The organism is Pinisolibacter sp. DMC19, from assembly GCF_056313985.1.
Genome location: NZ_JBQUZF010000002.1, coordinates 614843 through 637444, shown reverse-complemented (window position 1 = coordinate 637444; position 22602 = coordinate 614843). Strand labels below are relative to the sequence as shown.

Here is a 22602-nt window from a genome sequence, read left to right as displayed (position 1 = left end):
AGTACCCCGATCGCGCACTGTGGTTTTCGCCGCGGTCGAGGTACCATCGGCGGAGCTACCGAATGGTGCGAGGCAGTCTGATGAATTCCTCTTCTGGACGGGGACGAGGAGACCAGGGCAAGTCACGCTCCGATCGGCGCAAGGCGTTGATCGAGCTGCGACGCGGCTATCTGAACGAGGGCGCGGAGACGGGACGCACCGTCTCCGACACGATTCTGCGTTCCTGGCGGCGCTCGCAGCAGCACGGGCTCGACCTCGACCAGCGCCCGGCGCTGGAGGTCCTCTCCCACGCCCAGCTGCGCGACCTGCGCGAACGCAACGAGATGCTGCTGCGCGCCGCGCGCGGCGAGCTCGAGGCGCTGCACGCCGACGCGCGCTCGACCGGTTCGATCGTCATCCTCACCGATCCGGCCGGCGTCATCCTCGCCACCGTCGGCTCGATCGACTTCGCCGAACGCGCCTCGCGCGTGGCGCTGCGCCCCGGTGTCGAATGGAGCGAGGCGGCCATCGGCACCAACGCCATCGGTACGGCGATCGCCGAGATGGGCCCGGTGTCGGTCGACGGCGCCGAGCACTATTTCCCGGTCCACGCCATTCTCGGCTGTTCGGCGGTGCCGATCTTCGATCCCGCCGGTGCGATCATCGGCGTGCTCGACCTGTCGAGCAACGTCGGCGAGGCCGGTTCGCATGCGCTCGCCCTGGTGCGCCGCGCGGTGGAGCAGATCGAACGGCGGCTGTTCGAGCAGCGCTTCGGCCGCCACGAGCGTATCCATTTCCACTCGGACCCCGATCTGGTGATGAGCCCGCTCGAGGGCCTCCTCGCCTTCGAGGGCTCGCGTCTGGTCGGCGCCAACCGCCAGGCGCTCGACTTGCTCGGCATCGACTGGGCGGCGCTCGGCGCCATCGGCTACGAGCAGATCTTCGAGACGCGGCACGACCAGATCGCCGTCGACGCGCCGATCGAGCGCAGCCGGATCCGCACGCTGCGCGGTTCGATTCTCTACGGCCGCCGTCAGGTCGCCGCCGAGGCGCCCGCCCGCATGCCGCCGCCGCCGCGTGCCACCGGGCCGATCGAGGTCGGCCGATCGCATTTCGACGTCCGTACGCGGACGCTGCTGGAACGGTCCGTCCGGCTGGTCGATGCCGGCATCTCGATCCTGCTGGTCGGCGAGATCGGCTGCGGCAAGGCCGCCCTGGCGCGTGAGATCCACGACCGCAGCCGCTTCGCGGGCGGTCCCTATGTCGTCGTCGACTGTTCCGCCGAGGACATCGCCGACGTCGAGCGCGAGCTCTTCGGCGACGGCGACACGCCCGGTGCCACGGCGGGCGCCGTGGGCGGTACACTCTATCTGCATCTGGTCGAAACCCTGCCGCTCCGCCTGCAGGCGCGTCTCGCGGACGCGCTGCGCCACGACGCTCCGGGCGGGCGTGGCTTCAACCTCGTCTCCTCCAGCCATTTCGGTCTCGCCGACCGTGTCGCCGCCGGCGGCTTCTCGCCCGATCTGATGGTGCGCGTCGCCGCCCATGCCGTCGATCTGCTGCCGATCCGCCGCCATCCCGATCGCCGTGCCCTGATCCTCGAGACCTGGGACGCGGTCGCGCGCGGCCGCCCGCCGGGCGACCTGCCCGAGGAGACGCTGGCGGTGCTGACCGCCTATGCCTGGCCCGGCAATCGACGTCAGCTGATCTCGACCCTGCGGGCGCTGGCGGTGCTGGCGGAGGCCGGCGAGACGCTGTCGCCCGGCGTCCTGCCGCGCGAGATCGCCGACGTCGGTGCGGTCGACGCCGAGCCGGTCCTCGCGGTGGACGTCGAGGAAGGGCTCGACTCGATCATGCTGACGGCGATGCGCGCCGCGCTCGAGGCCGAGGGCGGCAATGTCGCTCGCGCCGCGCGTCGGCTCGGCATTCATCGTTCGACACTCTATCGCCATCTCAACGGTTCCTCGAGCAAGGATTGAGAACGTCGTCGGCGGCGCGCCGCGCGTCGGCGAACGAGGTGTCCGAGACTAGCCTCGGAAATCGGCTCGAAATGTAATTCGTTTACATAGCGTATGCATCGAATGTCTTTCGATATGGCACATCGAACACAACGAAGACATGTGTCGCATGTTGCGACACGCCCGAAGTGGATGCGACATCAGGTCTGATACGTTGAAATCGCGCGGTTTTCCGGATGTGGCGGGCCGGAAAGCTTCTAAAATGACCTCATCGAACAACGGCCGGCCGGCCTTCCGAATCGCAGGGCGATCGGCAATCCGGCCCCAGGACATGCGATCGAGAGCGTTGCGATGCACCACGACGACCCGAACCATCTCCTCCAGCGGCGCCTCTCGGAAGGGGCCTTCGCCGGGCTCGCCTCCCGCCGGAAGATCCCGGCCGGCGAACTCTGGCTCGGCTCCGACGACGAGGACGAGGCCGACGGCCTGCTCGTCGTCCGCTCGGGCTGCCTCCGGGCCTTCGTCTCGCGCGACGGTCGCGAGCTGACCCTCTTCGTGCTCGGCGCCGGCGACACCGTCCGCGTCCGCGCCGGCTCCACCCTCGAGGCGCGGCGCGACAGCGAGATCGTCTTCGTTCCGATGAAGGCGATCCGTGATCTGGCCCGCACCGACCCCGAACTGCTGCTGTGGGCGATGCCGGTGCTCGACAAGCTGCTCGAGCGCTCGCTTCGTCTGGTCGAGGACATGGTCTTCGCCGACGTCAAGCATCGCCTGATCCGCGTCCTGTGCGACACCGCCGACCGTGAGGGTCGTCGCGGTGACGACGGCATCGTCCTGACGTCGCCGCCCAATGCCGAGGATCTCGCCACCGAGATCGGTGCGACGCGCCAGTCGGTCTCCACCGTCATGGCGGATCTCGCCCGCAGTGGTATCCTGCGGCGGTTCGGCCAGCGCTCCATGGTCATTGCCGACATCGGCCGCCTCCGTCGCGAACTGCGCGCCGGCGAGGCCTGCTGAGCCGGTCGCCCCATCAACGAGGAAATTCCCATGTGCCAGGAATGCGGTTGCGGCGGCCCGACCGCCGACCCTGCGACGGTCGCCGTCTTCGAGAACATCTTGGCGGACAACGACCGCACCGCGGCGCGCCTGCGCGAGCGGCTCGACCATCATCGCGTCTTCGTCGTCAACCTGATGTCGTCGCCCGGTTCGGGCAAGACGCGCCTGCTCGAGGCGACTTTCGCCGCGCTGCCGCCCAATCTCCGGGTGGCGGTGATCGAGGGTGACCTCGAGACCGAGAACGACGCCGCCCGCATCCGTCGGCACGGCATCACCGCCATCCAGATCACCACCGGCGTCGCCTGTCATCTCGACGCGGCGATGACCGAGACCGCCTTCGATCGTCTGGCGCTCGACGACCTCGATCTGGTCTTCGTCGAGAACGTCGGCAACCTCGTCTGCCCGGCCGACTTCGACATTGGCCAGCATCGCGACGTCGTCCTGCTCTCGGTCACCGAGGGCGACGACAAGCCGTCGAAATATCCGGTGATCTTCCGCAACGCCGATCTGGTGGCCATCACCAAGACCGACCTCCTGGCGCATTTCGACGACTTCGACGTGGCCCGTGCCCGTCGCGCCATCGAAGGCGTCCGTGGTCGCGGCGCCATCCTGGAGGTTTCCGCCAAGAACGAGTCCGGGCTCGACCGCTGGGTCGACTGGCTCATGAGCGAGATGCGCGGCCACTTCGCTCAGCGCGACCGCGTTGCCTGACCGAGATCGCCTCGGGTCGGCCCTGCCCCTGTCCCTCTCCCCGACGAGGGGCCGTCCCGTGTGCAGCGGGCCGGACGCTGCCTCCGTGCCGCGTCCGGCCCGTAGTCGTCTGCGAGCCCCGATCGTCGCGCGATCGGGCGGCACCGCCTCGGTACCGCCACGATGCGTGGCCTCACGCACTTGCGCCGGTCTCGCGGGTGCCCTGAAAGTCCTCCACGTGCAGCTCGCGGCCGGCGACGATCTCCGTCTCGGTCGATCCGCAACTCGGACAGGCGAGGTTCCAGCCCTTGGTCTCGAATGTCACCTCGCAGGCCGGGCACCGCGCCGAGACCGGGACTTCGTCGATCTCGAGGCGCGCTCCTTCCGCCCGCGTGCCCTCCGCCATGATCTCGAAGGCGCCGACCAATTGTCGCGCGTCGAGGCCGCGCAGGCGGCCGACCTTGATGCGAACCGAGGTGATTCGTGCGATGCTCTCGGCTGTCGCCGAGCGTTCGAGAATGCCGAGAATTCCGGCGACGACGGCTGTTTCGTGCATGACGAATGATCCTGGTCGAGTGGGCTCGCGCGATGGTGGGCCGCGTCGTGACGAATTCCGACCCGCACAAATGCGTATTTGTCGGCTCCCCGACAGCCCCGGTCGACCGGTGGCCCTAGGGTACGATCAACGTAATTCCGGACGTCGGTCACGGGAAGGCCTGTCGCCATGTCACTGATAGCATCGATGGATCCCGCCGTTCTCGCCTCCATGGGGGCGATCTTCCTCTTCTTCGGAGAGGTCGCGGCACTGCTCGCTCTGCCCAACCTGATGCGGGTGGTCGTCTTCTCGACGATCGCCGAAATCGGTTGGCTCCTCGTCGGCCTCGGCCTCGGCGGTGACGCCGGGACGACCGGCGCCTTCATGCATCTGGGCTACCAGCTCGTGATGCGTGGCCTCGTCCTGGTGGTCGGCTGGTACATCGTCCGCCGCGCCCGCACCTCGAGGCTCGACGACCTCTCCGGCATCGTCTCGGTGATGCCGGTGGCGGCGACGCTCTTCGCCTTCGGCCTCTTCGCCACGATGGGCCTGTCGCCGTTCAAGGGCTCGTTCTCGCGCTTCCTGATCCTCTACGCCGCGATCGAACAGGGCCGCATCGTCATCGCCCTGGTCGGCACGGCTGCGGCGATCGTCGCCTCGGTCTACTACGTCCGGGTCGTCCAGCGCCTGTGCTTCGAGACGCCGACCCGCGCCTTCGACCTGGTGCCCGGCCCCGCCGCCGCCATGCCGATCGCCTGGGTGCTCGCGGCGGTCACCGCCGTCCTCGGCGTCTGGCCGGAACCGCTGGTCGATCTCTCCGCCCATGCCGCCGGCGTCGCCGTCGGCCACATTCCGCATTTCGAGGCGCCGTGGTCGCCGATCGTCCTGGTGCCCTGGGTCGGTGCCTTCGCGATCTTCGCCCTCGGCCGCGTCAACGCCCGGCTGCGCGACGTCGCCGCCGTGGTGTTGGCGATCGCGACGCTGGTTCTGGTCGTCCTCGATCCGACCCTCGACGCCGCCTCGCGCCTCTTCGGCGTGATCTTCGCCGGCATCGGCGCGGTGATGGCGATCTATTCGGTCGACTACATCGCCGCCAGCCATGCGCGCGACCGCTACTGGTTCTTCGCCTTCCTGATGATCGGCTCTCTGGTCGGTCTGTCGACGGCGCACGAACTCGGCAACTTCTATCTGTTCTGGGAGCTGATGACCTGGTCGTCCTGGGCGCTGGTCGTCCATGAGCAGACCCCGAAGGCGCTTCGCGCCGGTCTCGTCTACTTCGTGATGTGCGCCGGTGGTGCCTACGTCATGCATCTCGGCATCCTGCTCACCCACGCTCAGGTCGGCTCCTTCGAGTTCGCCGCCATGACCGCCGGGCTGCCGCAGGCCGCCCCGATGGTCGGCGCCGCGATCGTCGCCTGCTTCCTCGTCGGCTTCGCCGTCAAGGCCGGCCTCGTGCCGTTGCAGGCCTGGTTGCCGCTCGCCCATCCGGTCGCTCCCGCCTCGGTCTCCGGTCCGCTGTCGGGCATCCTCACCAAGGCCGGCGTCTTCGGTCTGGTGAAGATCCTGATGATCGTGGTCGGTGCCGCGACGCTGAAGCGCTTCGCCTTCCACGGCGTCGACCTCTCGACCGTGCTCGTCGTCCTCGGCGCGATCACGCTGATCTACGGCGAGGTCAAGGCGCTGTTCGAGAAGGAGCTGAAGCGGATGCTCGCCTTCTCGACGCTGGCTCAGGTCGGCGAGATCGTCGCCATCCTCGGCCTCGGCACCGCGCTGGCCGTCGACGCCTCGCTGCTGCACGTGCTGAACCACGCCGCGATGAAGACCCTTCTCTTCTTCGCCGCCGGCGCCTTCATCCTGCGCACCGGCCATCACATGATCGCCGACTTCGCCGGCCTCGGCCGCAAGATGCCGGTGACCGCGGGTGCCTATGCGCTCGCCTCCATCGCCGTCATGGGCCTGCCGCCCTTCAACGGCTTCGTCTCGAAGTTCCTGATGGTGTGGGCGGCGGTCGACGCCGGTCACTGGGAGATCGCGACGCTGCTGCTGCTCGGTGGTCTCGCCGGTGCCGTCTACTACCTGCGTGTCGTCGCCAAGCTGTTCTTCGAGCCGTGGACCGGTTCGGACGACGTCCGCGAGGCGCCGCTCTCCATGCTGATCGCCGTCTCGGTGCTCGCGGTGGTGATCGTCGCCGGCGGTATCGTTCCCGCCTGGCCGCTCGCCCTCGTCCTGCCGGTCGGCGCCGCCTACGCCGCTCAGGCCGGCATCGCCGACGCGGTCCTGCCGAACCTCGCCATGATGTGGCCCGCCGCCGCGATCGTCGCCTTCGTCGGCGCCGGCGTGGTCTGGCTGGTCGGCCGTCGCTCGGTCACCTGGGCCGGCCGTCTGGCGGTCCTGGTGCTCGTCGCCGCCTTCGCCGCGATCCTGATGGAACGCGGTCGGTGGGACGCCCTGTCGCTCGCCTTCGCGCTGCTCATCACCGGCGTCGGCGTGCTCAACATGCTGCATGCCACCGCCTATCTCGCGCACAACCATGCCCAGGGCCGCTTCTTCGCCGCCTTCGGCCTGATGATCGCGGGTCTGGTCGGCCTCACCGCGGCGCGCGACGTCTTCTCCTTCTTCGGCTTCTGGGAGGTCATGTCCTCCTGGGCGCTGTGGGCGGCGATCGTCCACGAGGAGACCCCGGTCGCTCGTCGCGAAGGCTTCAAGTACTTCTTCTTCAACACCGTCGGCGCCAGCTTCATGTTCCTCGGCCTGTGCGTGCTCGCCACGACGGCCGGGACCACGGATCTCGCCGGTATCGGTCGGGCCGCGGCCGCCATGCCGCTGCCGGCTCTGGCCACCGGTCTCGTCACCGTCTTCCTCGGACTGGTGATGAAGGCCGCCCAGCTGCCCGTCCGCATCGACGTCCAGATGCACCCCGCCGCGGCGCCGACCCCGGTGTCCGGCTACATCTCGGCCGTCCTGCTAAAGTCCGGCCCCTGGGGCGTGCTGAAGCTCTTCACCCTGTTCGGCGGCGCCGCGGTCTTCGCGCGCGTCGGCGGCACCCTGGTCGGTCTGCCGACCATGCTGGAAGTCATCGCCACCATCGGCGCGATCACCATCCTGGTCGCCGGCGCCCAGGCCTTCATCCAGAACGGCATCAAGCTGGTGCTGATCTGGTCGACGGTCTGCCAGCTCGGCTACGTCGTCATGGCGGTCTCGCTCGGCACCTCGGACGGCGTCGCCGCCGGTCTCGCCCACTTCGTCAACCACATGCTGCTCAAGGACACGCTGTTCCTGGTGGCCGGTGCGATCATGGTCGCCAACCATGCGACGATGCTCGACGAACTCGGTGGTCTCGGCCGCAAGATGCCCTTCACCTTCGGCGTCTTCCTCTTCGCGGGTCTGTCGCTCGCCGGCATCCCGCCGCTGAACGGCTTCGCCTCGAAGTGGATGATCTTCCAGGCGTGCTTCGCCTCCGGCCATTGGGCGCTCGGCATCTCGGCGATGATCGGTTCGCTGTTCACCCTCGCCGCTGTGCTCAAGTTCGCCCACGCCGCCTTCATGGGTGCGCCGACCGCCAAGGCGCTCGCCGCCGAAGAGGCCCCGCTCGCCATGCGGATCCCGATGGGTATCCTCGCGGCCGCCAGCCTCGTCGTCGGCATGATGCCTGGCCTCATCCTGGTTCCGATCGCCGCGATCCAGGCCGACCTCGGCATGACTCCGATCGTCGCCACGCTCACCGGCGGCCTGCCGGGCCCCGACGGATGGCATCCGGGCCTCGTGTCCGTGCTGCTCCTGATCGTGGCACTCCCGCTCGTTCCGTACCTCCGTCTCGCCTATCGTGGTTCCGGTATCCAGAGGATCCGGGTCCACCAGGCCGGTGCCGACCACCTCGTCGCCGAAGAAATCCGGATGCGCGCCTCGAGCTTGTTCGAAACCCCCGATGCCATCGTCCGCGGCCTTCTCCCTCGGGAGAGCGCGAAGGACGGCTCGACTGAAAAGCACGCCTGAGGAGAGTGGAAATCATGTCCTCCCAAGCAGCTCTCCTGACCTCGGTCCTTCTCTTCCCCGGCGGTCTCTTCGCTCTCGCTCTCGGCCTCGGCCTCAAGGGTGCCGATCGTCGCTTCGCCGCGCGCCTCCAGGCCCGCGTCGGACCGCCGCTCCTGCAGCCGCTCTACGACCTGGTCAAGCTCGGCTTCAAGCGCACCATGGTGCCGCTCACCGCCACCTCGCAGCTGGTCTTCCTGGCCACGCCGCTGGTCGCGCTGGTCGCCATGCTCTATGCGGCGGCCCTGATCCCGGTGCCGTGGATGCCGGCGCCCTCGCCGCAGCTCGGCAACGTGCTGGTGCTGGTCTACCTGCTCGCCATCCCGGGCGTCGCCCTGATGATCGCGGGTTCGGTCTCCGGCTCCACCTACGGCGCCATCGGCTTCTCCCGTGAGATGGCCCTGATGCTCGCCTACGAGGGACCGATCGTCCTGGTCGTCGCCGCCGTCGCGCTCCGCACCGGCGCCACCGAAGGTCAGTTCGCGGTCCTGTCGCTGACCGAGATCGTCCGCCACCAGCAGATCCACGGGGCGAACCTGTTCGACCCGATGCTGTGGCCGGCCCTGATCGCCTTCCTGTTCTTCTATCCGGCCAACCTCGGGATCATCCCCTTCGACATCCCGGAAGCCGAGACGGAAGTGCTGGAAGGACCGCTGGTCGAGTATTCCGGCCCGGCGCTCGGCCTCTTCAAGCTGATGTCGGCGGTCAAGTCGGTGGTCGTGCTGGGACTGGGTCTCACCCTGTTCTTCCCGATCGTCCCCGAAGGCCCGCTCGGCCTGGTCGTCTGGCTGCTCGAGGACTTCGTCCTGATGCTCCTCGGCGTCACCGCCCTGCGTGTCGGCATCGGCCGCATGCGCATCGACCAGGCGGTCTCCTTCTTCCTGAAGTGGCCGCTGGTCGCCGCCCTCGCCAGCCTTGCCGTCGTGGTCGCGGCGTGAGGAGTGTGACATGAACATCCTGAGCAAATTCAAGGACGTCGCCTCGCGCTCGCCGTGGCTCTACCGGATCAACGCCGGCTCCTGCAACGGCTGCGACGTCGAACTCGCCACCACCGCCCTGATCCCGCGCTGGGACGTGGAACGGCTCGGCTGCCAGTACTGCGGCAGCCCCCGCCACGCCGACATCGTGCTGATCACCGGTCCGCTGACCCGTCACGTGCGTGACGCGGCGCTCCGCCTCTTCGAGGAAATCCCGGACCCCAAGGTCACGGTCGCGGTCGGCGTCTGCCCGATTTCGGGCGGCATCTTCCGTGAGAGCTACGCCACCTGCGCGCCGATCGATCAGTACCTGCCGGTCGACGTCAACATCCCCGGATGCCCGCCGCGTCCTCAGGCCATCCTCGACGGTGTCGCCAAGGCGATCGCCGTCTGGCGCCAGCGGCTGTGAGGAGAAAGCCATGAACGTTCTCGGCCTCTTCTGGCGCAACCTCGTCAACGGCCCGGCCACGGATCCCTATCCGTTCGGCCCGACCGTGACGCAGAAGCGCTTCCGCGGTCGCATCGAGTTCGACGCGCCGTCCTGCGAGGGCTGCAAGCTGTGCGAACGCGTCTGCCCGTCGGGCGCGATCAAGTTCTCGAAGGATCCGGGCGGTCTCGCCTTCGACTGCTGGCACGCCACCTGCGTGTTCTGCGGCACCTGCGAGTTCTACTGCCCGACCGGCTCGATCCATCAGACCGACGACTGGTCGCTCGCCCACCTGCAGGAAGACAAGTATCGGATGGTCGAACACGGCCTGATCCCGAACATGACCTGCTCCGAATGCGGCGCCACGGCGCTCGACACCGCGCCGATGCGCAACACGCGCCCGCCGCTCACCGACGAGGAAGTCGCGACGCTCCGGCCGATGTGCCCGAAGTGCCGCGCCAAGTTCATGAAGAATCGGAAAAAGCCATGACCCGCCTGCCGCAAGATCTCGAGGCCCGTCTGGCCGCGGTCGCGCCCGCCGGCATCGCCTACGAGGCGAAGACCGACGACTACGGCGTGACGACCGCCTGGGCCCAACTCGCCGATCGCGACGAACTCTTCGCCGTCGGTCGCCTGATGCTCGAACTGGGTGCGCGTCTCTCGATGACCACCGCCTCGCAGCCGCCGGCTCCCGAGGAGGAGGAAGAAGAAGAAGAAGAAGAGGAAGAGGTCGCCGAGGGCGAGGAAGCCGCGGAGAAGCCCGAGAAGCCGGTTCCCACCAGCTTCGGCGGAACGGCGCTCGACGGCACCTCCTACGAGCTCGCCTATCACTTCGACCTCGAGGGCGACACGCTGACGGTGATCGTCCACGTGCCGCACGGCGGCGAGGTGGTCAGCCTGACGCCGCTCTATCGCACCGCCGACTGGGGCGAACGCGAGATGATGGAACTCTACGCCATCGTCATCCGCGATCATCCCGATCCGCGTCGCCTGTTCATCGATCCGGCGATCGAACCCGCCGTCTTCGAGCGCCTGATCCCCTATTCGACGCTGGTCAACGCCGCGTCGACCAAGGGGCTCTGGGACAAGATCGCCGCTGCACGCAAGGAGGACGCGGCATGACCACGCCTCATGAGACCCAGGTCCCCGAGACCTACACGATCCCGGTCGGACCCCTGCACGTCGCGCTCGAAGAGCCGATGTACTTCAAGATCGACGTCCGCGGCGAGACCGTCGGCGCGGTCGACATCAACGCCGGCCACGTCCATCGCGGCATCGAGTATCTCGCGACCCATCGCACCATCACCCAGACGGTGGTGCTGACGGAACGCATCTGCTCGCTGTGCTCCGCGAGCCATCCCGAGAGCTTCGCGATGGCCGCCGAAACCATCGCCGGGCTCGAGATCCCGCCGCGGGCCAAGTACCTGCGCGTGATCGCCGGCGAGGTGAAGCGCATCGCGTCGAACCTCTTCAACGTCGCCATCCTGGCCCATCTGGTCGGCTTCGAGACCCTGTTCATGCACGTCATGCAGGTCCGCGAGATCGCCCAGGACATCAAGGAAGGCGTCTTCGGCAACCGCATGGACCTCGGTGCCATCTGCATCGGCGGCGTGCGCTACGATCTCGACGACGAGGTCACCGCCGATCTCAAGGCGCGGCTGAAGCGCATCTCGCCGCTGGTCGACGAGCTGATCGACACCTATCGCACCAACGGTTCGATCCTGCGCCGAACCCGCGGCGTCGGCGTGCTGACCCGCGAGCAGGCGCTCTCGACCGGCGTCGTCGGTCCCGTGGCGCGCGGCGCCGGCATCGCCTACGACGTCCGTCTGGCGGCGCCCTATGCGGCCTATCCGGACCTCGACGTCCAGATCCGCACGCAGGAGGACGGCGACGTGTGGTCGCGCGCCATGGTCCGCCTCTACGAGGCCCGTGACGCGATCGACATCGTGCTGCGCGCGCTCGACCGTCTGCCCGACGGCGAGATCCACCTCGAGGATCGCCCCGACATCCCGCCCGGCCAGGCAATGGCCAAGGTCGAGGCCCCCCGCGGCGAGTTGGTCTATTATCTGAAGACCAACGAGACCGCGAATCCGGAGCGCGTGAAGTGGCGCGTGCCGACGTTCATGAACTGGGATGCCCTGCGCTTCATGCTCGCCGATGCCAAGGTCGCGGACATCGCGATCATCGTGAACTCCATCGATCCGTGCATCTCCTGCACGGAACGTTGAGCCCGCCGACGGCGCCGGGGGAGGCCCGGCGTCGCGAACTGAAGGAAGGAAGAAGAACCATGCCCCATATGATCGACACCGAGACCTGCACCGCCTGCGGCTCCTGCGAAGACGTCTGCCCGAACAAGGCGATCAGCCACAAGGGCAAGATCTTCAAGATCGATCCCAAGAAGTGCAAGGACTGCGAAGGCGACTTCGACGAGCCGCAGTGCGTCGACGTCTGCCAGTCGGGTTCCTGCATCAAGATCGCGGCCTGACGCCTCGCACGCCGTTCGACGCCGGCCGGGAAAACCGGCCGGCCGTCGCCTCGCCACGGGAGACATCCCATGGACGTCTTCGAAGATCTCATCCACGAGAGACGTGAAGGCAGGGCCTGTGCCCTGGCGACGATCGTGACGGCGAAGAGGGGCGGGTCCGCCGACGGCGGCGCCCGCATGGTCGTCCACGAGGACGGATCGGTCGTCGGCAGCGTCGGCGGCGGGCCGGCCGAGGACGAGGTCGTCCTCGTCGCCCGCGAAGCCGTCGCCACCGGACGTCCGCGCACCGTGTCCTTCTCGTTGCGCGATCCGGCGCTCGATGCGGGTCTGGTCCGAGGCGGAAGGCTCGACGTGCATGTCGAACCGATCCTGCCGACGCCGGTCCTGCATCTCTTCGGTGCCGGCGAGATCGGTCTCGTCACCGCCCGGATGGCGCGTGCCGCCGGATGGAAGACGGTGATCGTCGATCACCGTGCCCGCTTCGCCAATGCCGAACGCTTCCCCGATGCGCTCGACATCCGGGTCGAACAGCTCGAGACGGCGATGACCACCGTGAAGCCGGATCGGCGCTCGGCCGTCTTCATCGACACCCGTTGCCACGAACGCGACGCGTCCGTGCTGAAATGGGCGCTCGGGACCGAGGCCGGCTACATCGGCATGGTCGGCTCGCAGCGCAAGACGACCAAGATCTTCGCCCGGCTACAGGGCGAAGGTGTCTCCCTCGATACGCTCGACCGGGTCCACGCCCCGATCGGTCTCGACATCGGGGCGGAGACGCCGGAGGAGATCGCGATCTCCATCCTCGCCGAGTTGATCGCCTGGCGCCGTGGCGCCGAGGCGGCCCGCTCGATCATGCGCGTCGCCGACGCCGCCACCCTCGGTGCGGCGAGAAAGGAGGCCAGTTGAAACGACGCTTCGACCACGCCTTCGGCCGTCCGCGCCGAATTCACGTCTGAACGCCTCGACCTCTCGCGTCCCGAAGACGACGGCGGCTTCGTCCGCACGGCGAACGGACGACGACGAGCGCGAACCGAACCGAGCGAACGGCTCCGCCGGAGATCGCGCGCCTCGTCGTGGCCCGCGGTCGTGAGGCGAACGCACGAGCTGCCCCGCGCCGCCTCTCCCCGGGGCGGCGCGTTCCCCCGGCCCCCGGCGGTCTTCCGCCGGGGGCTACCCCCTTGGGACCTCTCCGGCGGTCTTCCGCCGGGGGCTACCCCCTTGGGACCTCTCCGGCGGTCTTCCGCCGGGGGCCACCCCACGAACTCCCCCGGCGGTCCCCGCCGAGGGTCACCCCGAGAGCTCGTCCCGCCCGGTCGGTCGCGGTCGAACAGGTCATGGAGGATGATCGATGTCCACGCATGTCACCGCCGGTGATGCCGGCGGTCTCCGTGGCGACTGCCTCCTCCGCGACGCAGCGGGCGGGCCGTTGCGTCCCGGCGGCCTGGAGTTGACCGAAGCTCTGCTCGATCGGGCGGCCTTCCCGCCCGGTTCGCTGGTGGTCGACGTCGGCTGCGGCCAGGGGGCCGGGGTCGTCGCCATGGCGCGCCGCGGGCTCTGCGCCGTCGGCGTCGATCGGGCCGAAGACGTGGTCGCCCGTGCCCGCGCCGCCCACCGCGACACCGTCTTCGTGCTCGGCGAGGCGGGACGACTGCCCTTCGCCTCGCGCAGCGTCGACGGACTGCTCGCCGAATGCTCGCTCTCTTCGATCGCGGATCGCCGCCGTGCCCTGGTGGAATGGTATCGGGTGCTTCGGCCCGGCGGGCGCCTGGCGATCTCCGACATCTATCGCCGCGCCGGCGTTTCCGACGAACCCGATGCCTTCGACCGGTCGCCCTTCGCTGGTTGGCGGAGCGTCGCCGACGATCTCGCCGCGGTTGGGTTCCGGGTCGAATGGTTCGAGGATCGCTCGGACGTCCTGCACGACCTCGACGGCGATCTCGCCGCTCTGGTCGAGGCCGGCACCCGGTCGCACGGCGGCCTCTGCGGTCTCGCCGCGTGCGGCGATGCCGTCGCCCGACCGGGGTTCTTCCTCGCGCTCGCCGATCGCCCGGACGGCCCGTCGCACGCACCTTGACCCTGCGGCAGCGTCGCGCGCGACCCGCCCGAGCCGAGCGCGAGGTGCAAGATCGCAACCGATTTGCAACTGCTTTCGATCTGACGCGAAACCTGCGGCGAAATTGCCGGAAAGTCGAGTAATCGGGCCGGCTTAATCCGGTGTTAAGTCTCCTGGTCGACGGTGTCGACTTGGAGCGGGCAGGAAAATTCACGGCATTTTGTACAAACGGACGACAAAAATGTTCTCTCGCAAGCGCAAAGACGACGTGGTGATGCAGGTGGCCCCGACGGTGATCGACGCCGTGCGAGACGTGCCTCCCGCGGTGGCCACGGTCGGCGAGATCCGTGTGTTCGAGTGCGATGCCCGCTTCACCGGCGTCGACGCCTCGGCCTTCGCCTTCGACGGCCGCCCGGCCGCGCTGGCACTCGCCTTCGTCTCGCCCCACGTCGACTTCGACGCGGCGACGCGCGCCCTCAAGCAGGTCGCCGGCTCCGTGCCCGTCGTCGCCGTGACGACCGCCGGCGAGCTCTGCAACATCGGCGGCGGCGGCCTCTACCGTTCGACCGGGCAGGCGTGGTCGACGGTCACCGTCCAGGTGTTCCCGCCCGATCTCTTCGCCGCCGTGTCGATCCACGCCGTGCCGCTCCATTGTGAGGACATCCGTGCCGGCCGGCCGCAGAAGGATCGCGAGAGCCGCATCAGTGCCATCGCCCGCTCGCTGGAATCGGTGCGTCCGCCCTTCCCGATCGACGCGCGCGAGACCTTCGCGCTGACCTTCGTCGACGGCCTGTCGGCGAGCGAGAACTACCTGATGGAGGCGGTCTATCGCGCCGGCCGCTATCCCTGCCTCTTCGTCGGCGGCTCGGCCGGCGGCAAGTTCGACTTCGCCACGACCAGGATCTTCGACGGCACGCGCGTCCACGAGAACCATGCGCTGATCGCCTTCGCCCGCATGGCGCCGGGCCGTGCCTTCGGCGTCTTCAAGAGCCAGAACTTCAAGGCCTCCGGCAAGAGCTTCCGCGTCGCCGAGGCCGATCCCGACCGTCGCTTCGTCGCCGGCGTGATCGATCCCGCCTCCGGCGACGTCGTCCCCTTCATGGAGGCGATCGGTCGCACCTTCGGCACCGATGCGCGCGGTGCCGCCGCCAAGCTCGCCGGCCGCACCTTCGGCATCGAGATCGACGGCGAACTCTTCGTCCGTTCGGTCGCCGGCACCGACGCCGACAAGGGCACCGTCGCCTTCTTCTGCGACGTCAATCCGGGCGACGAGCTGCTGCTGCTCGAGGCGACCGACTTCGCCGAACAGACGAACCGCGACGTCGCCGCCTTCCTCCAGGCCAAGCCGGCGCCGATCGGCGCCATCCTCAACGACTGCATCCTGCGTCGCCTCAACAACGACAAGACGCTCGCCCGCCTCGACGGTCTGTGGAAGGCGCCGGCCGCCGGCTTCTCCACCTTCGGCGAGCTCTTCGGCATCAACGTCAACGAGACGCTGTCGGCGATCGTCTTCTTCGCCGTCGACGCCAAGGATCTGCGCGATCCCTTCCTCGACAACTTCCCCGTCCACTACGCGCGCTTCCAGAACTACTTCACCCGTTGCGCCCTGAAGCGCGCCGAGATGATGAACGGCTTCCGCTCGTCGATCATCACCCGGCTGGTCGATCAGCTCGGCTTCATCCATCAGGTGGAATCGACGCTGGCCGAGACCCGCGACATGGGCGAGGCGATGGACCGGGTGCGCGGTTCGCTCGACCGCGGCGGCAGCGTCGACGGCGGCGGTGCCCAGCAGAACGCCGTGCAGCTCGCCGAGGAGTTCCAGAGCCTGTCGAAGTCGATGTCGGGCCTGCGCGAGATCCTGTCGATCATCGACAACATCACCAGCCAGACCAACCTCCTCGCCCTCAACGCCACCATCGAGGCGGCGCGCGCCGGCGAGGCGGGCCGCGGCTTCGCCGTCGTCGCCCAGGAGGTGAAGAAGCTCGCCAACGACACCAAATCGACGCTGTCGCGCACCCAGGACGCGATCGGCGGCATGGAATCCTCGCTCGGCGTGCTCGGCGGCATCATCGAATCGACCCGCCGTCGCTTCGAGGACGAAGAGGCGCGCTACAAGCAGACGATCGACACCGTCGAGACGATGTTCGACCATTCCGGCGTGATCGAGAAGACGCTCTCCGGTCTCGCCCACCTCGTCGCCACCCAGACGACGGTCTCCGCCGAAATCGACCGCTCGATCGAGCGACTGAAGCGCCTCGGCTGATCGTCTCGCCGAGCGATCCCAAACCACGCGGGCGCCTTCGGGCGCCCGTCGTCGTTTCGCGCGGGCTCGTCCTCCCGCCCGGTCGGCTTTCCGGCCCAAAGTACGATTGCCGTCTCGCCTCCCGGGAATTTCAATCGATTGACAAGCGCAAGAGCAAATCGGGACGGAACATGCCTTCGGAAGGAGACGGGCGATGCGGCTCACGCCGCATCTCGCTCGGTCGCATCTCGCACGCCGTGATCGCGGCGGTGGCTCTGTTGGCCGCCGCCTTCGTCGCGCCGTCGGCGCGGGCCGGCGAACTCGGCCGCGACGAACTAGCGGGTCGCCTGTCGCCGCCCTTCGTACTCGGCGAACGTGAGCCCGATCTGCCGGTCTGGCCGGTCTTCCGCGCCGAGGGCGGCCGCGACAGGCTCGCCGGCTATCTCTTCGAGAGCGCCGATCTCGCGCCCATGCCGGGCTTTTCCGGCACGCCGCCGAACCTCCTCGTCCAGCTCGACGCCGACGGCCGCTTCCGCCGCGTCTCGGTCGTGTCGCAGCACGAGCCGGTCTTCGTCGACGGCCTCGGTCCGGAGCCGCTCGACCGCTTCGTCGAGCAATATGCCGGCAAATCGCTCGCCCAGAACGTCAAGGTCGGTCCGCCGCGTGGCGGCGGACCCCGGGCGGGCGGCACGAATGCCCGAATCGACGGCATCGCCAAGGCGACGGCGTCGGTCCGCATCGTCAACGAGAGCGTGCTCGCCGCCGCCCTGATCGTCGCCCGCGCCCGCCTCGGCATGGCCGGCGGCGCCCGCGGCCCCGCCGCCCGGCCGCGCGACCTGTTCGAGGCGAAGACCTTCGCCGAGCTCGAGCGCGACGGCCTCGTCGCCCGCGGCGTCTTCCGTGAAAGGGACGTCGAGGCCGCCTTCGCCGGCACCTCGGGCGCCGGCCTCGACCCGGTCGCGCGCGCCACGCCCGACGCCGTCCACGCCGACCTGCGCGTCGCGCTGCTCAACGTCCCGACGGTGGGCGTCAATCTCCTCGGCCGGGCACGCTGGCAACACCTGCTCGAACGCCGCCCCGGCTCGCATCTCCTCTTCGTCTCGATGGGCGGCCGCGCCCGGCCCTTCGACGACGGCTGGGTCCACGGCGCGACGCCCGACGTCTTCCGCCTGTCGCAGGACGGGCTCGCGCTCGACCTGAAGGACGTCGTCTACGAACACGACCTCGCCGCCCCCGATGCGCCGAGCGATCCCTTCGTGGTGCTCGAGGTCTTCGAGGGCGCCGGCTTCGACCCCGGTCGACCCTTCGAGTTCGCCCACCGCATCGTCCGCGAGAAGGGGCAGGTCTATCCCGAGCGCATCCCCGCCGACGTCGTGCTGGCGGTGAAGTGGCCGGAGAAATGGTTCGAGGCCGGCGTCGAGACGACGGAAGCCACCGGCTGGCGCTCGATCTGGGTCGATCGCCGCGCCGATCTGGCGGTGCTCGGTGCGGCGCTGGCGCTGCTCTTCGTCGTGCTGGCGATGCAGCCGAAGAGCATGCGCCGCCCGCGCCTCGTCGCCGCCTTCCGCTGGGCCTACCTCGCCTTCGCCCTGGTGGTGATCGGCTGGATCTTCCAGGCCCAGCTGTCGATCGTCACGCTCGGCGGCTTCGTCAAGGCGACGCTCGTCACCCACGACTTCGTCTTCCTGCTGTGGGACCCGCCGAGCCTCGTGCTCTGGGCCGCAGTGATCGTCACGGCGATCGTCTGGGGCCGCGGCACCTTCTGCGGCTGGCTCTGCCCCTTCGGCGCGCTGCAGGAATTCGTCGCGGCGATCGGCACCCGGCTGCACCTTCCGCGCCTGCGCGTCCCCGATCGGTTGGACACGGAGCTGCGGCGGCTCAAGTATCTCGTACTCCTCGGCTTCGTCGCGGTCGCGGCCTTCGCGCCGGGCAAGGTCGAGGTCGCCGCCGAGGTCGAGCCCTTCAAGACGGCGATCACGCTGATCTTCCAGCGCGCCTGGCCGGCGGTCCTCTGGGTGGTCGTGCTGCTCGCCGCCAACCTCTTCGTCTACAAGGCCTTCTGCCGCTGGCTCTGCCCGCTCGGCGCCTTCGTCGCCATCCTCGGCCGGCTGCGCCGTTTCGATTGGATCGCCCGGCGGGTCGAATGCGGGTCGCCCTGCCGGCTGTGCGAACGCACCTGCCGCTACGGCGCCATCGCCCGCGACGGTGCGATCGACTACGCCGAGTGTTTCCAATGCATGGACTGTGTCGTCGTCCACGAGGACGCGAAGACCTGCGTGCCGCTGGTCCTGGCGACGCGTCGGGCGACGCGCGAGGAGAAGGCCGCATGAGATCCGATCGATCGACGAAGCCGACACGACGCGACGCCCTCGCGCTCCTCGCCCTCGGCGCGACCGGCGCCGGCGCGTTCGGCATCGCCATGGCCGGGGAGGGGCGGGAGGCGCCGGTCGTCCGCCGTTCCGGCCTCGCCTTCGGCACCACCGTCACCGTCGCCGCGGTCGACGACGGTCGCGGCGCGGCCGGGTGGGCCCGCGTCTTCGACGATGCCTTCGCCGCGATCCGCGCGGTGCAGAAGGCCGCCGATCTCTTCGACCCGAAGTCCGAGCTCTCGCGTCTGAATCGCGACGACCGGATCCAAGCCCCCTCCGCCGACCTCGTCGCCCTGGTCGATCATGCCCTCGCTCTGGCGCAGGCGAGCAACGGTGCCTTCGATCCGACGGTGCAGCCGATCTGGAGGGTGTGGAGTAACGCCGACGGCCGGCCCGACGAGATCGATCTCGCCCGTGCCCGCGCGCTCGTCGACTTCCGCGCGGTGCATCTCTCCGAAAGCGGGGTCCGCTTCGAACGCCCCGGCATGGCGATGACCCTCAACGCCCTGGCCCAGGGCCACGCCGCCGACCGCGTCGCCGCGGTGATGCGCGATCACGGCGTCGCCGATGCCTTCCTCGACACCGGCGAGATCGGCGCCCGCGGCCGCCGCGCCGCCGGTCGGCCGTGGCGGGTCGGGGTCGAGAAGGCCCATGCCCGCGACGTCCTGATCGGGCGGATCGCCGTCACGGACGCCCGTTTCGTCGCGACCTCGGCCGACGACCGGACGTTCTGGCGGCCGGATTTCTCCGAGCACCACATCGTCGAGCCGTGGTCGGGTCATTCGCCGCGGCGCGTGGCGGAAGTGGTGGTGACGGCGGCCTCCGGCCTCGTCGCCGACGGTCTGTCGACCGCGCTGATGGTCACGGGGGCAGGTGAGGCGGGACGTCGCCTCCTCGCCGCGGCGGGCGACGCCGGCGCGCTGGTGATCGCGAAGTCGGGCGAGACGACGGTGCTCGGCGCCTTCCCGACGCTCGAGAGCTGAGCGGGAAGGGAGCCCTCAGCGCCGCGCGAAGGCGGTCGCCGGGTCGGGCATGAACTTGTCGAAGTCGATGCGCGAGGCCTCGATCACGGCCTGGGTGCGCGACAGAACGCCGAGCTTCCGCAGCACTTCCGAGACATGCGCCTTGACCGTGGTCTCGCCGACCTCGAGTTCGTGGGCGATCTGCTTGTTGAGCTTGCCCTGACGCAGCATCTGCAGGACGCGCATCTGCTGCGGCGTCAGCGTCGACAGGCGTTCCATGAAGTCGGCGGTGTCGCGATCGAGCACCCGCGGCGCCTCCCGCTCGAACCAGTCCGGCAGATAGACCGAGCCCGACAGGGCGGTGGCGATGGCGGAAGCGAACTCCGCCTTGCGCGCCGCCTTGGAGACGAAGCCCGAGACGCCGTAGGACAGGACCTCGCGCACGATGCGCGGATCGTCGAGGCCGGAGACGACCAGCACCGGCAGGCGCGAGAACTGGGTGCGCAGCAGCAAGAGCCCGTCGAACCCGGTGGTTCCCGGCATCGACAGATCCACCAGCGCCAGATCGTAGCCGCGTCGCAGCCCGGTCAGCATGTTCACCGCCGCGTCGATCCCGGTCGCCTCGTGGATCTCCACCTTGTGGTAGATCGAGCGGATGGTGACCTGCATCGCCTCGCGGAAGAGCGGATGGTCGTCGATGATCAGGAACTTCAACATGGCTCTCTTCCGAATGGCGAGGGCGCCGGATCGATCCGGCGCCGCCCGCGGTTTGCGCGATCGGTCGCGGCGCTGACCCCGCCGCGACCGATCGACCGGGTCACTTCGCGGCGAGCTGCTTGGGCAGCCGGAAGGCCCAGAGCGAACCGCCCTGGGAGATGTGCTTGACGGTCTTGGCGACCTCGCCACCCCAGAGCGGAACCGCGCCGCCCCAACCGGAGACGATGCCGACCCACTGCTCGCCGTCCTGTTCCCAGGTGACGGGCGATCCGACGATGCCGGATCCGGTGTTGAACTTCCAGAGTTCTTCGCCGGTTTCCGCATCGAAGGCCTTGAGATAGCCCTCGGGCGTGCCGGCGAAGACGAGGCCGCCGGCGGTGGTCAGGATGCCGCCCCACAGCGGCGCCTTGTTCTTGTATTCCCACTTGATCGCACCGGTCGCCGGATCGATCGCCTTGAGCGAACCGATGTGGTCCTCGAAGATCGGCTTGATGGTGAAGCCGGCGCCGAGATAGGCCGCGCCCTTCTTGTAGGCGATGCCCTCGTTCCAGATGTCCATGCCCCACTCGTTCGAGGGCACGTAGAACAGGCCCGTCTGCTTCGAATAGGCCATCGGCATCCAGTTCTTGCCGCCGAGGAACGACGGCACCGAGAACACCGACTTGCCCTGCTTCTCGCCCGACGCCGCCTTGGAGGGATCGCCCGGACGGTTCTCCTCGGCGTAGATCGGCCGGCCGTTCGGATCGATGCCCTTGGCCCAGGTGATGTTCTTCACGAAGGGGTAGGCGTTGAGGAACTTACCGTTGGTGCGGTCGAGGACGTAGAAGAAGCCGTTGCGGTCGGCGGTGGCGGCCGCCTTGGTGACCTTGCCGTCCTTCTTCAGGTCGAAGGACACGACCTCGTTGACGCCGTCGAAGTCCCAGCCGTCGTGCGGCGTGGTCTGGAAGCCCCACTTGATCTCGCCGGTGTCGGGATCGAGCGCCAGGCGCGACGACGACCACTTGTTGTCGCCGGGGCGGGTGTAGGAGTTCCACGGCGCCGGGTTGCCGGTGCCGAAGAAGATCGAGTTGGTCTCCGGATCGTAGGTACCGCCGAGCCAGGTGGCGCCGCCACCGGTCTTCCACATGTCGCCCGGCCAGGTCTCGTTCTGCTTGCCGGTCATGGTCGAGGGCTTGCCGTCGAGCATGCCCATGTGACCTTCGATCACCGGACGCGACCAGACGAGCTCGCCGGTGTCGGGGTTGCGCGCCTCGACGCGGCCGACCACGCCGAATTCACCGCCCGACAGGCCGGTGACCAGCAGCGGACCGCGCTTGGAGGGCACGATCAGCGGTGCGGCGGAATAGGAATAGCCGGCGTCGTATTCGTCGATCGTCTTGCGCCACAGAACCTTGCCGGTCATGCGGTCGAGCGCGACGAGCTTGGCGTCGAGCGTGCCGAAATAGATCTTGTCGCCGAGGATGGCGGCGCCCCGGTTGATCACGTCGCAGCACGGCAGGATGCCTTCCGGCAGCCGCGCCTCGTGCTCCCACACCTTCTCGCCGGTCTTGGCGTTGACCGCCCAGATGCGGCTGTAGGAACCGGTGACGTAGATCATGCCGTCGTAGACGATCGGCTGGGCTTCCTGGCCGCGCTGCTTCTCGCCGCCGAAGGAGAACGCCCAGGCCGGTGTCAGATTCTTGATGTTGGCCTTGTTGAGGGTCGCCAGCGGCGAGAAGCGCTGGCCCTGCGTGCCGATGCCGTAGGTCAGGACGCTCTTGGTCTGATCCTGATCCTTCATCAGGTCGTCGATCGTCGGGCCACCGGCATGGCCCGGAACGGTCGCCGCCAGCAGCGCGACGCCGCTGACCGTCGCGAAACACAATGCGCGCAGATCCATCTGATTTTTCCTCCCGTGCCTCCGGCCGCTCCGCGAGGGTCGGCCGGATGAATTCTTCTGATTGGATTATGCGACTGCGATCCTAATCGGGGGTACTGCGTATTCTTATTGCCAATAGGTACAAACTCGCCGCATTCCGTCTGTTGCGCTGCAGTATTCGCGCGCATTGCGGTATCCGTTCATTGTGATTTTCGGGCCATGACGACGTCGCAGCCGCGCGAATGCGTCGCACGACCGAGTGCTC

Annotated in this window: 18 protein-coding genes; 15 read left to right on the top strand and 3 right to left on the bottom strand. The window is 68.7% G+C overall.

Features of this window, described 5'->3' with window-relative positions; genetic code table 11:
• Positions 1–80 precede the first annotated feature (80 nt).
• The 3 genes from ACT53U_RS07395 to hypB all read left to right on the top strand — a co-directional run bounded on the left by ACT53U_RS07395 (position 81) and on the right by hypB (position 3704).
• Positions 81–1958, top strand: a complete 1878-nt coding sequence (locus ACT53U_RS07395; protein ID WP_476153782.1) for a sigma-54-dependent Fis family transcriptional regulator — start codon at positions 81–83, stop codon at positions 1956–1958.
• Between the two features lie 330 nt (positions 1959–2288).
• Positions 2289–2954: a Crp/Fnr family transcriptional regulator gene (locus ACT53U_RS07390; RefSeq protein ID WP_476153781.1), complete on the top strand. Its 666-nt coding sequence runs from the start codon at positions 2289–2291 to the stop codon at positions 2952–2954.
• Positions 2955–2984: 30 nt separating this feature from the next.
• Entirely contained in the window at positions 2985–3704 is a 720-nt protein-coding gene (gene hypB, locus ACT53U_RS07385) for a hydrogenase nickel incorporation protein HypB (protein ID WP_476153780.1), read from the top strand.
• 172 nt (positions 3705–3876) lie between these two features.
• Here hypB and hypA read toward each other — a convergent pair whose 3' ends face one another.
• Positions 3877–4239 carry a hydrogenase maturation nickel metallochaperone HypA gene (gene hypA, locus ACT53U_RS07380; protein ID WP_476153779.1) on the bottom strand — a complete coding sequence of 121 codons (363 nt, stop codon included), beginning with the start codon at positions 4237–4239 and terminating at the stop codon, positions 3877–3879.
• A 168-nt stretch (positions 4240–4407) separates the two neighbouring features.
• Here hypA and ACT53U_RS07375 point away from each other — a divergent pair, with 168 nt between their 5' ends.
• The 12 genes from ACT53U_RS07375 (at position 4408) to ACT53U_RS07320 (ending at position 19783) form a co-directional block, all read left to right on the top strand.
• On the top strand, positions 4408–8211 hold the full coding sequence (locus ACT53U_RS07375) for a proton-conducting transporter transmembrane domain-containing protein (protein WP_476153778.1): 3804 nt from the start codon (positions 4408–4410) through the stop codon (positions 8209–8211).
• Between the two features lie 14 nt (positions 8212–8225).
• The gene (locus ACT53U_RS07370) at positions 8226–9185 is read left to right on the top strand and encodes a respiratory chain complex I subunit 1 family protein (protein WP_476153777.1); all 960 of its coding nucleotides are present in this window, start codon (positions 8226–8228) and stop codon (positions 9183–9185) included.
• Between the two features lie 10 nt (positions 9186–9195).
• Positions 9196–9633: an NADH-quinone oxidoreductase subunit B family protein gene (locus tag ACT53U_RS07365; RefSeq protein WP_476153776.1), complete on the top strand. Its 438-nt coding sequence runs from the start codon at positions 9196–9198 to the stop codon at positions 9631–9633.
• A gap of 10 nt (positions 9634–9643) precedes the next feature.
• The gene (locus ACT53U_RS07360) at positions 9644–10141 is read left to right on the top strand and encodes a 4Fe-4S binding protein (protein WP_476153775.1); all 498 of its coding nucleotides are present in this window, start codon (positions 9644–9646) and stop codon (positions 10139–10141) included.
• Complete coding sequence (locus ACT53U_RS07355; protein WP_476153774.1) at positions 10138–10773, top strand: NADH-quinone oxidoreductase subunit C; 636 nt, start codon at positions 10138–10140, stop codon at positions 10771–10773. The genes ACT53U_RS07360 and ACT53U_RS07355 overlap by 4 nt, the downstream gene beginning before the upstream one ends.
• Positions 10770–11879 (top strand): hydrogenase large subunit, encoded by a 1110-nt coding sequence (locus ACT53U_RS07350; RefSeq protein ID WP_476153773.1) that lies wholly within the window; start codon positions 10770–10772, stop codon positions 11877–11879. The genes ACT53U_RS07355 and ACT53U_RS07350 overlap by 4 nt, the downstream gene beginning before the upstream one ends.
• A gap of 59 nt (positions 11880–11938) precedes the next feature.
• The gene (locus ACT53U_RS07345) at positions 11939–12136 is read left to right on the top strand and encodes a 4Fe-4S binding protein (RefSeq protein ID WP_476153772.1); all 198 of its coding nucleotides are present in this window, start codon (positions 11939–11941) and stop codon (positions 12134–12136) included.
• A gap of 69 nt (positions 12137–12205) precedes the next feature.
• Complete coding sequence (locus ACT53U_RS07340; protein WP_476153771.1) at positions 12206–13042, top strand: XdhC family protein; 837 nt, start codon at positions 12206–12208, stop codon at positions 13040–13042.
• Between the two features lie 442 nt (positions 13043–13484).
• Entirely contained in the window at positions 13485–14210 is a 726-nt protein-coding gene (gene trsM, locus ACT53U_RS07335) for a DVU_1556 family methyltransferase (protein WP_476153770.1), read from the top strand.
• Between the two features lie 220 nt (positions 14211–14430).
• On the top strand, positions 14431–16452 hold the full coding sequence (locus ACT53U_RS07330) for a methyl-accepting chemotaxis protein (protein WP_476153769.1): 2022 nt from the start codon (positions 14431–14433) through the stop codon (positions 16450–16452).
• 248 nt (positions 16453–16700) lie between these two features.
• Complete coding sequence (locus ACT53U_RS07325; RefSeq protein WP_476153768.1) at positions 16701–18761, top strand: 4Fe-4S binding protein; 2061 nt, start codon at positions 16701–16703, stop codon at positions 18759–18761.
• The gene (locus ACT53U_RS07320) at positions 18758–19783 is read left to right on the top strand and encodes an FAD:protein FMN transferase (protein WP_476153767.1); all 1026 of its coding nucleotides are present in this window, start codon (positions 18758–18760) and stop codon (positions 19781–19783) included. The genes ACT53U_RS07325 and ACT53U_RS07320 overlap by 4 nt, the downstream gene beginning before the upstream one ends.
• A gap of 15 nt (positions 19784–19798) precedes the next feature.
• Here ACT53U_RS07320 and ACT53U_RS07315 read toward each other — a convergent pair whose 3' ends face one another.
• Both ACT53U_RS07315 and ACT53U_RS07310 read right to left on the bottom strand, forming a co-directional pair.
• The gene (locus tag ACT53U_RS07315) at positions 19799–20479 is read right to left on the bottom strand and encodes a response regulator (RefSeq protein ID WP_476135603.1); all 681 of its coding nucleotides are present in this window, start codon (positions 20477–20479) and stop codon (positions 19799–19801) included.
• Between the two features lie 100 nt (positions 20480–20579).
• Positions 20580–22358 (bottom strand): PQQ-dependent methanol/ethanol family dehydrogenase, encoded by a 1779-nt coding sequence (locus ACT53U_RS07310; RefSeq protein ID WP_476153766.1) that lies wholly within the window; start codon positions 22356–22358, stop codon positions 20580–20582.
• Between the last annotated feature and the right edge of the window lie 244 nt (positions 22359–22602).

Bases quoted from the DNA above. Each gene is read 5' to 3' on its own strand.
- ACT53U_RS07360 (WP_476153775.1), top strand. From the start codon at position 9,644: ATGAACGTTCTCGGCCTCTTCTGGCGCAACCTCGTCAACGGCCCGGCC.
- trsM (WP_476153770.1), top strand. From the start codon at position 13,485: ATGTCCACGCATGTCACCGCCGGTGATGCCGGCGGTCTCCGTGGCGAC.
- ACT53U_RS07310 (WP_476153766.1), bottom strand. From the start codon at position 22,358: ATGGATCTGCGCGCATTGTGTTTCGCGACGGTCAGCGGCGTCGCGCTG.
- ACT53U_RS07355 (WP_476153774.1), top strand. From the start codon at position 10,138: ATGACCCGCCTGCCGCAAGATCTCGAGGCCCGTCTGGCCGCGGTCGCG.
- ACT53U_RS07375 (WP_476153778.1), top strand. From the start codon at position 4,408: ATGTCACTGATAGCATCGATGGATCCCGCCGTTCTCGCCTCCATGGGG.
- ACT53U_RS07370 (WP_476153777.1), top strand. From the start codon at position 8,226: ATGTCCTCCCAAGCAGCTCTCCTGACCTCGGTCCTTCTCTTCCCCGGC.
- hypA (WP_476153779.1), bottom strand. From the start codon at position 4,239: ATGCACGAAACAGCCGTCGTCGCCGGAATTCTCGGCATTCTCGAACGC.
- ACT53U_RS07315 (WP_476135603.1), bottom strand. From the start codon at position 20,479: ATGTTGAAGTTCCTGATCATCGACGACCATCCGCTCTTCCGCGAGGCG.
- ACT53U_RS07365 (WP_476153776.1), top strand. From the start codon at position 9,196: ATGAACATCCTGAGCAAATTCAAGGACGTCGCCTCGCGCTCGCCGTGG.
- ACT53U_RS07340 (WP_476153771.1), top strand. From the start codon at position 12,206: ATGGACGTCTTCGAAGATCTCATCCACGAGAGACGTGAAGGCAGGGCC.
- ACT53U_RS07330 (WP_476153769.1), top strand. From the start codon at position 14,431: ATGTTCTCTCGCAAGCGCAAAGACGACGTGGTGATGCAGGTGGCCCCG.
- ACT53U_RS07390 (WP_476153781.1), top strand. From the start codon at position 2,289: ATGCACCACGACGACCCGAACCATCTCCTCCAGCGGCGCCTCTCGGAA.
- ACT53U_RS07345 (WP_476153772.1), top strand. From the start codon at position 11,939: ATGCCCCATATGATCGACACCGAGACCTGCACCGCCTGCGGCTCCTGC.
- ACT53U_RS07320 (WP_476153767.1), top strand. From the start codon at position 18,758: ATGAGATCCGATCGATCGACGAAGCCGACACGACGCGACGCCCTCGCG.
- ACT53U_RS07350 (WP_476153773.1), top strand. From the start codon at position 10,770: ATGACCACGCCTCATGAGACCCAGGTCCCCGAGACCTACACGATCCCG.
- hypB (WP_476153780.1), top strand. From the start codon at position 2,985: ATGTGCCAGGAATGCGGTTGCGGCGGCCCGACCGCCGACCCTGCGACG.
- ACT53U_RS07395 (WP_476153782.1), top strand. From the start codon at position 81: ATGAATTCCTCTTCTGGACGGGGACGAGGAGACCAGGGCAAGTCACGC.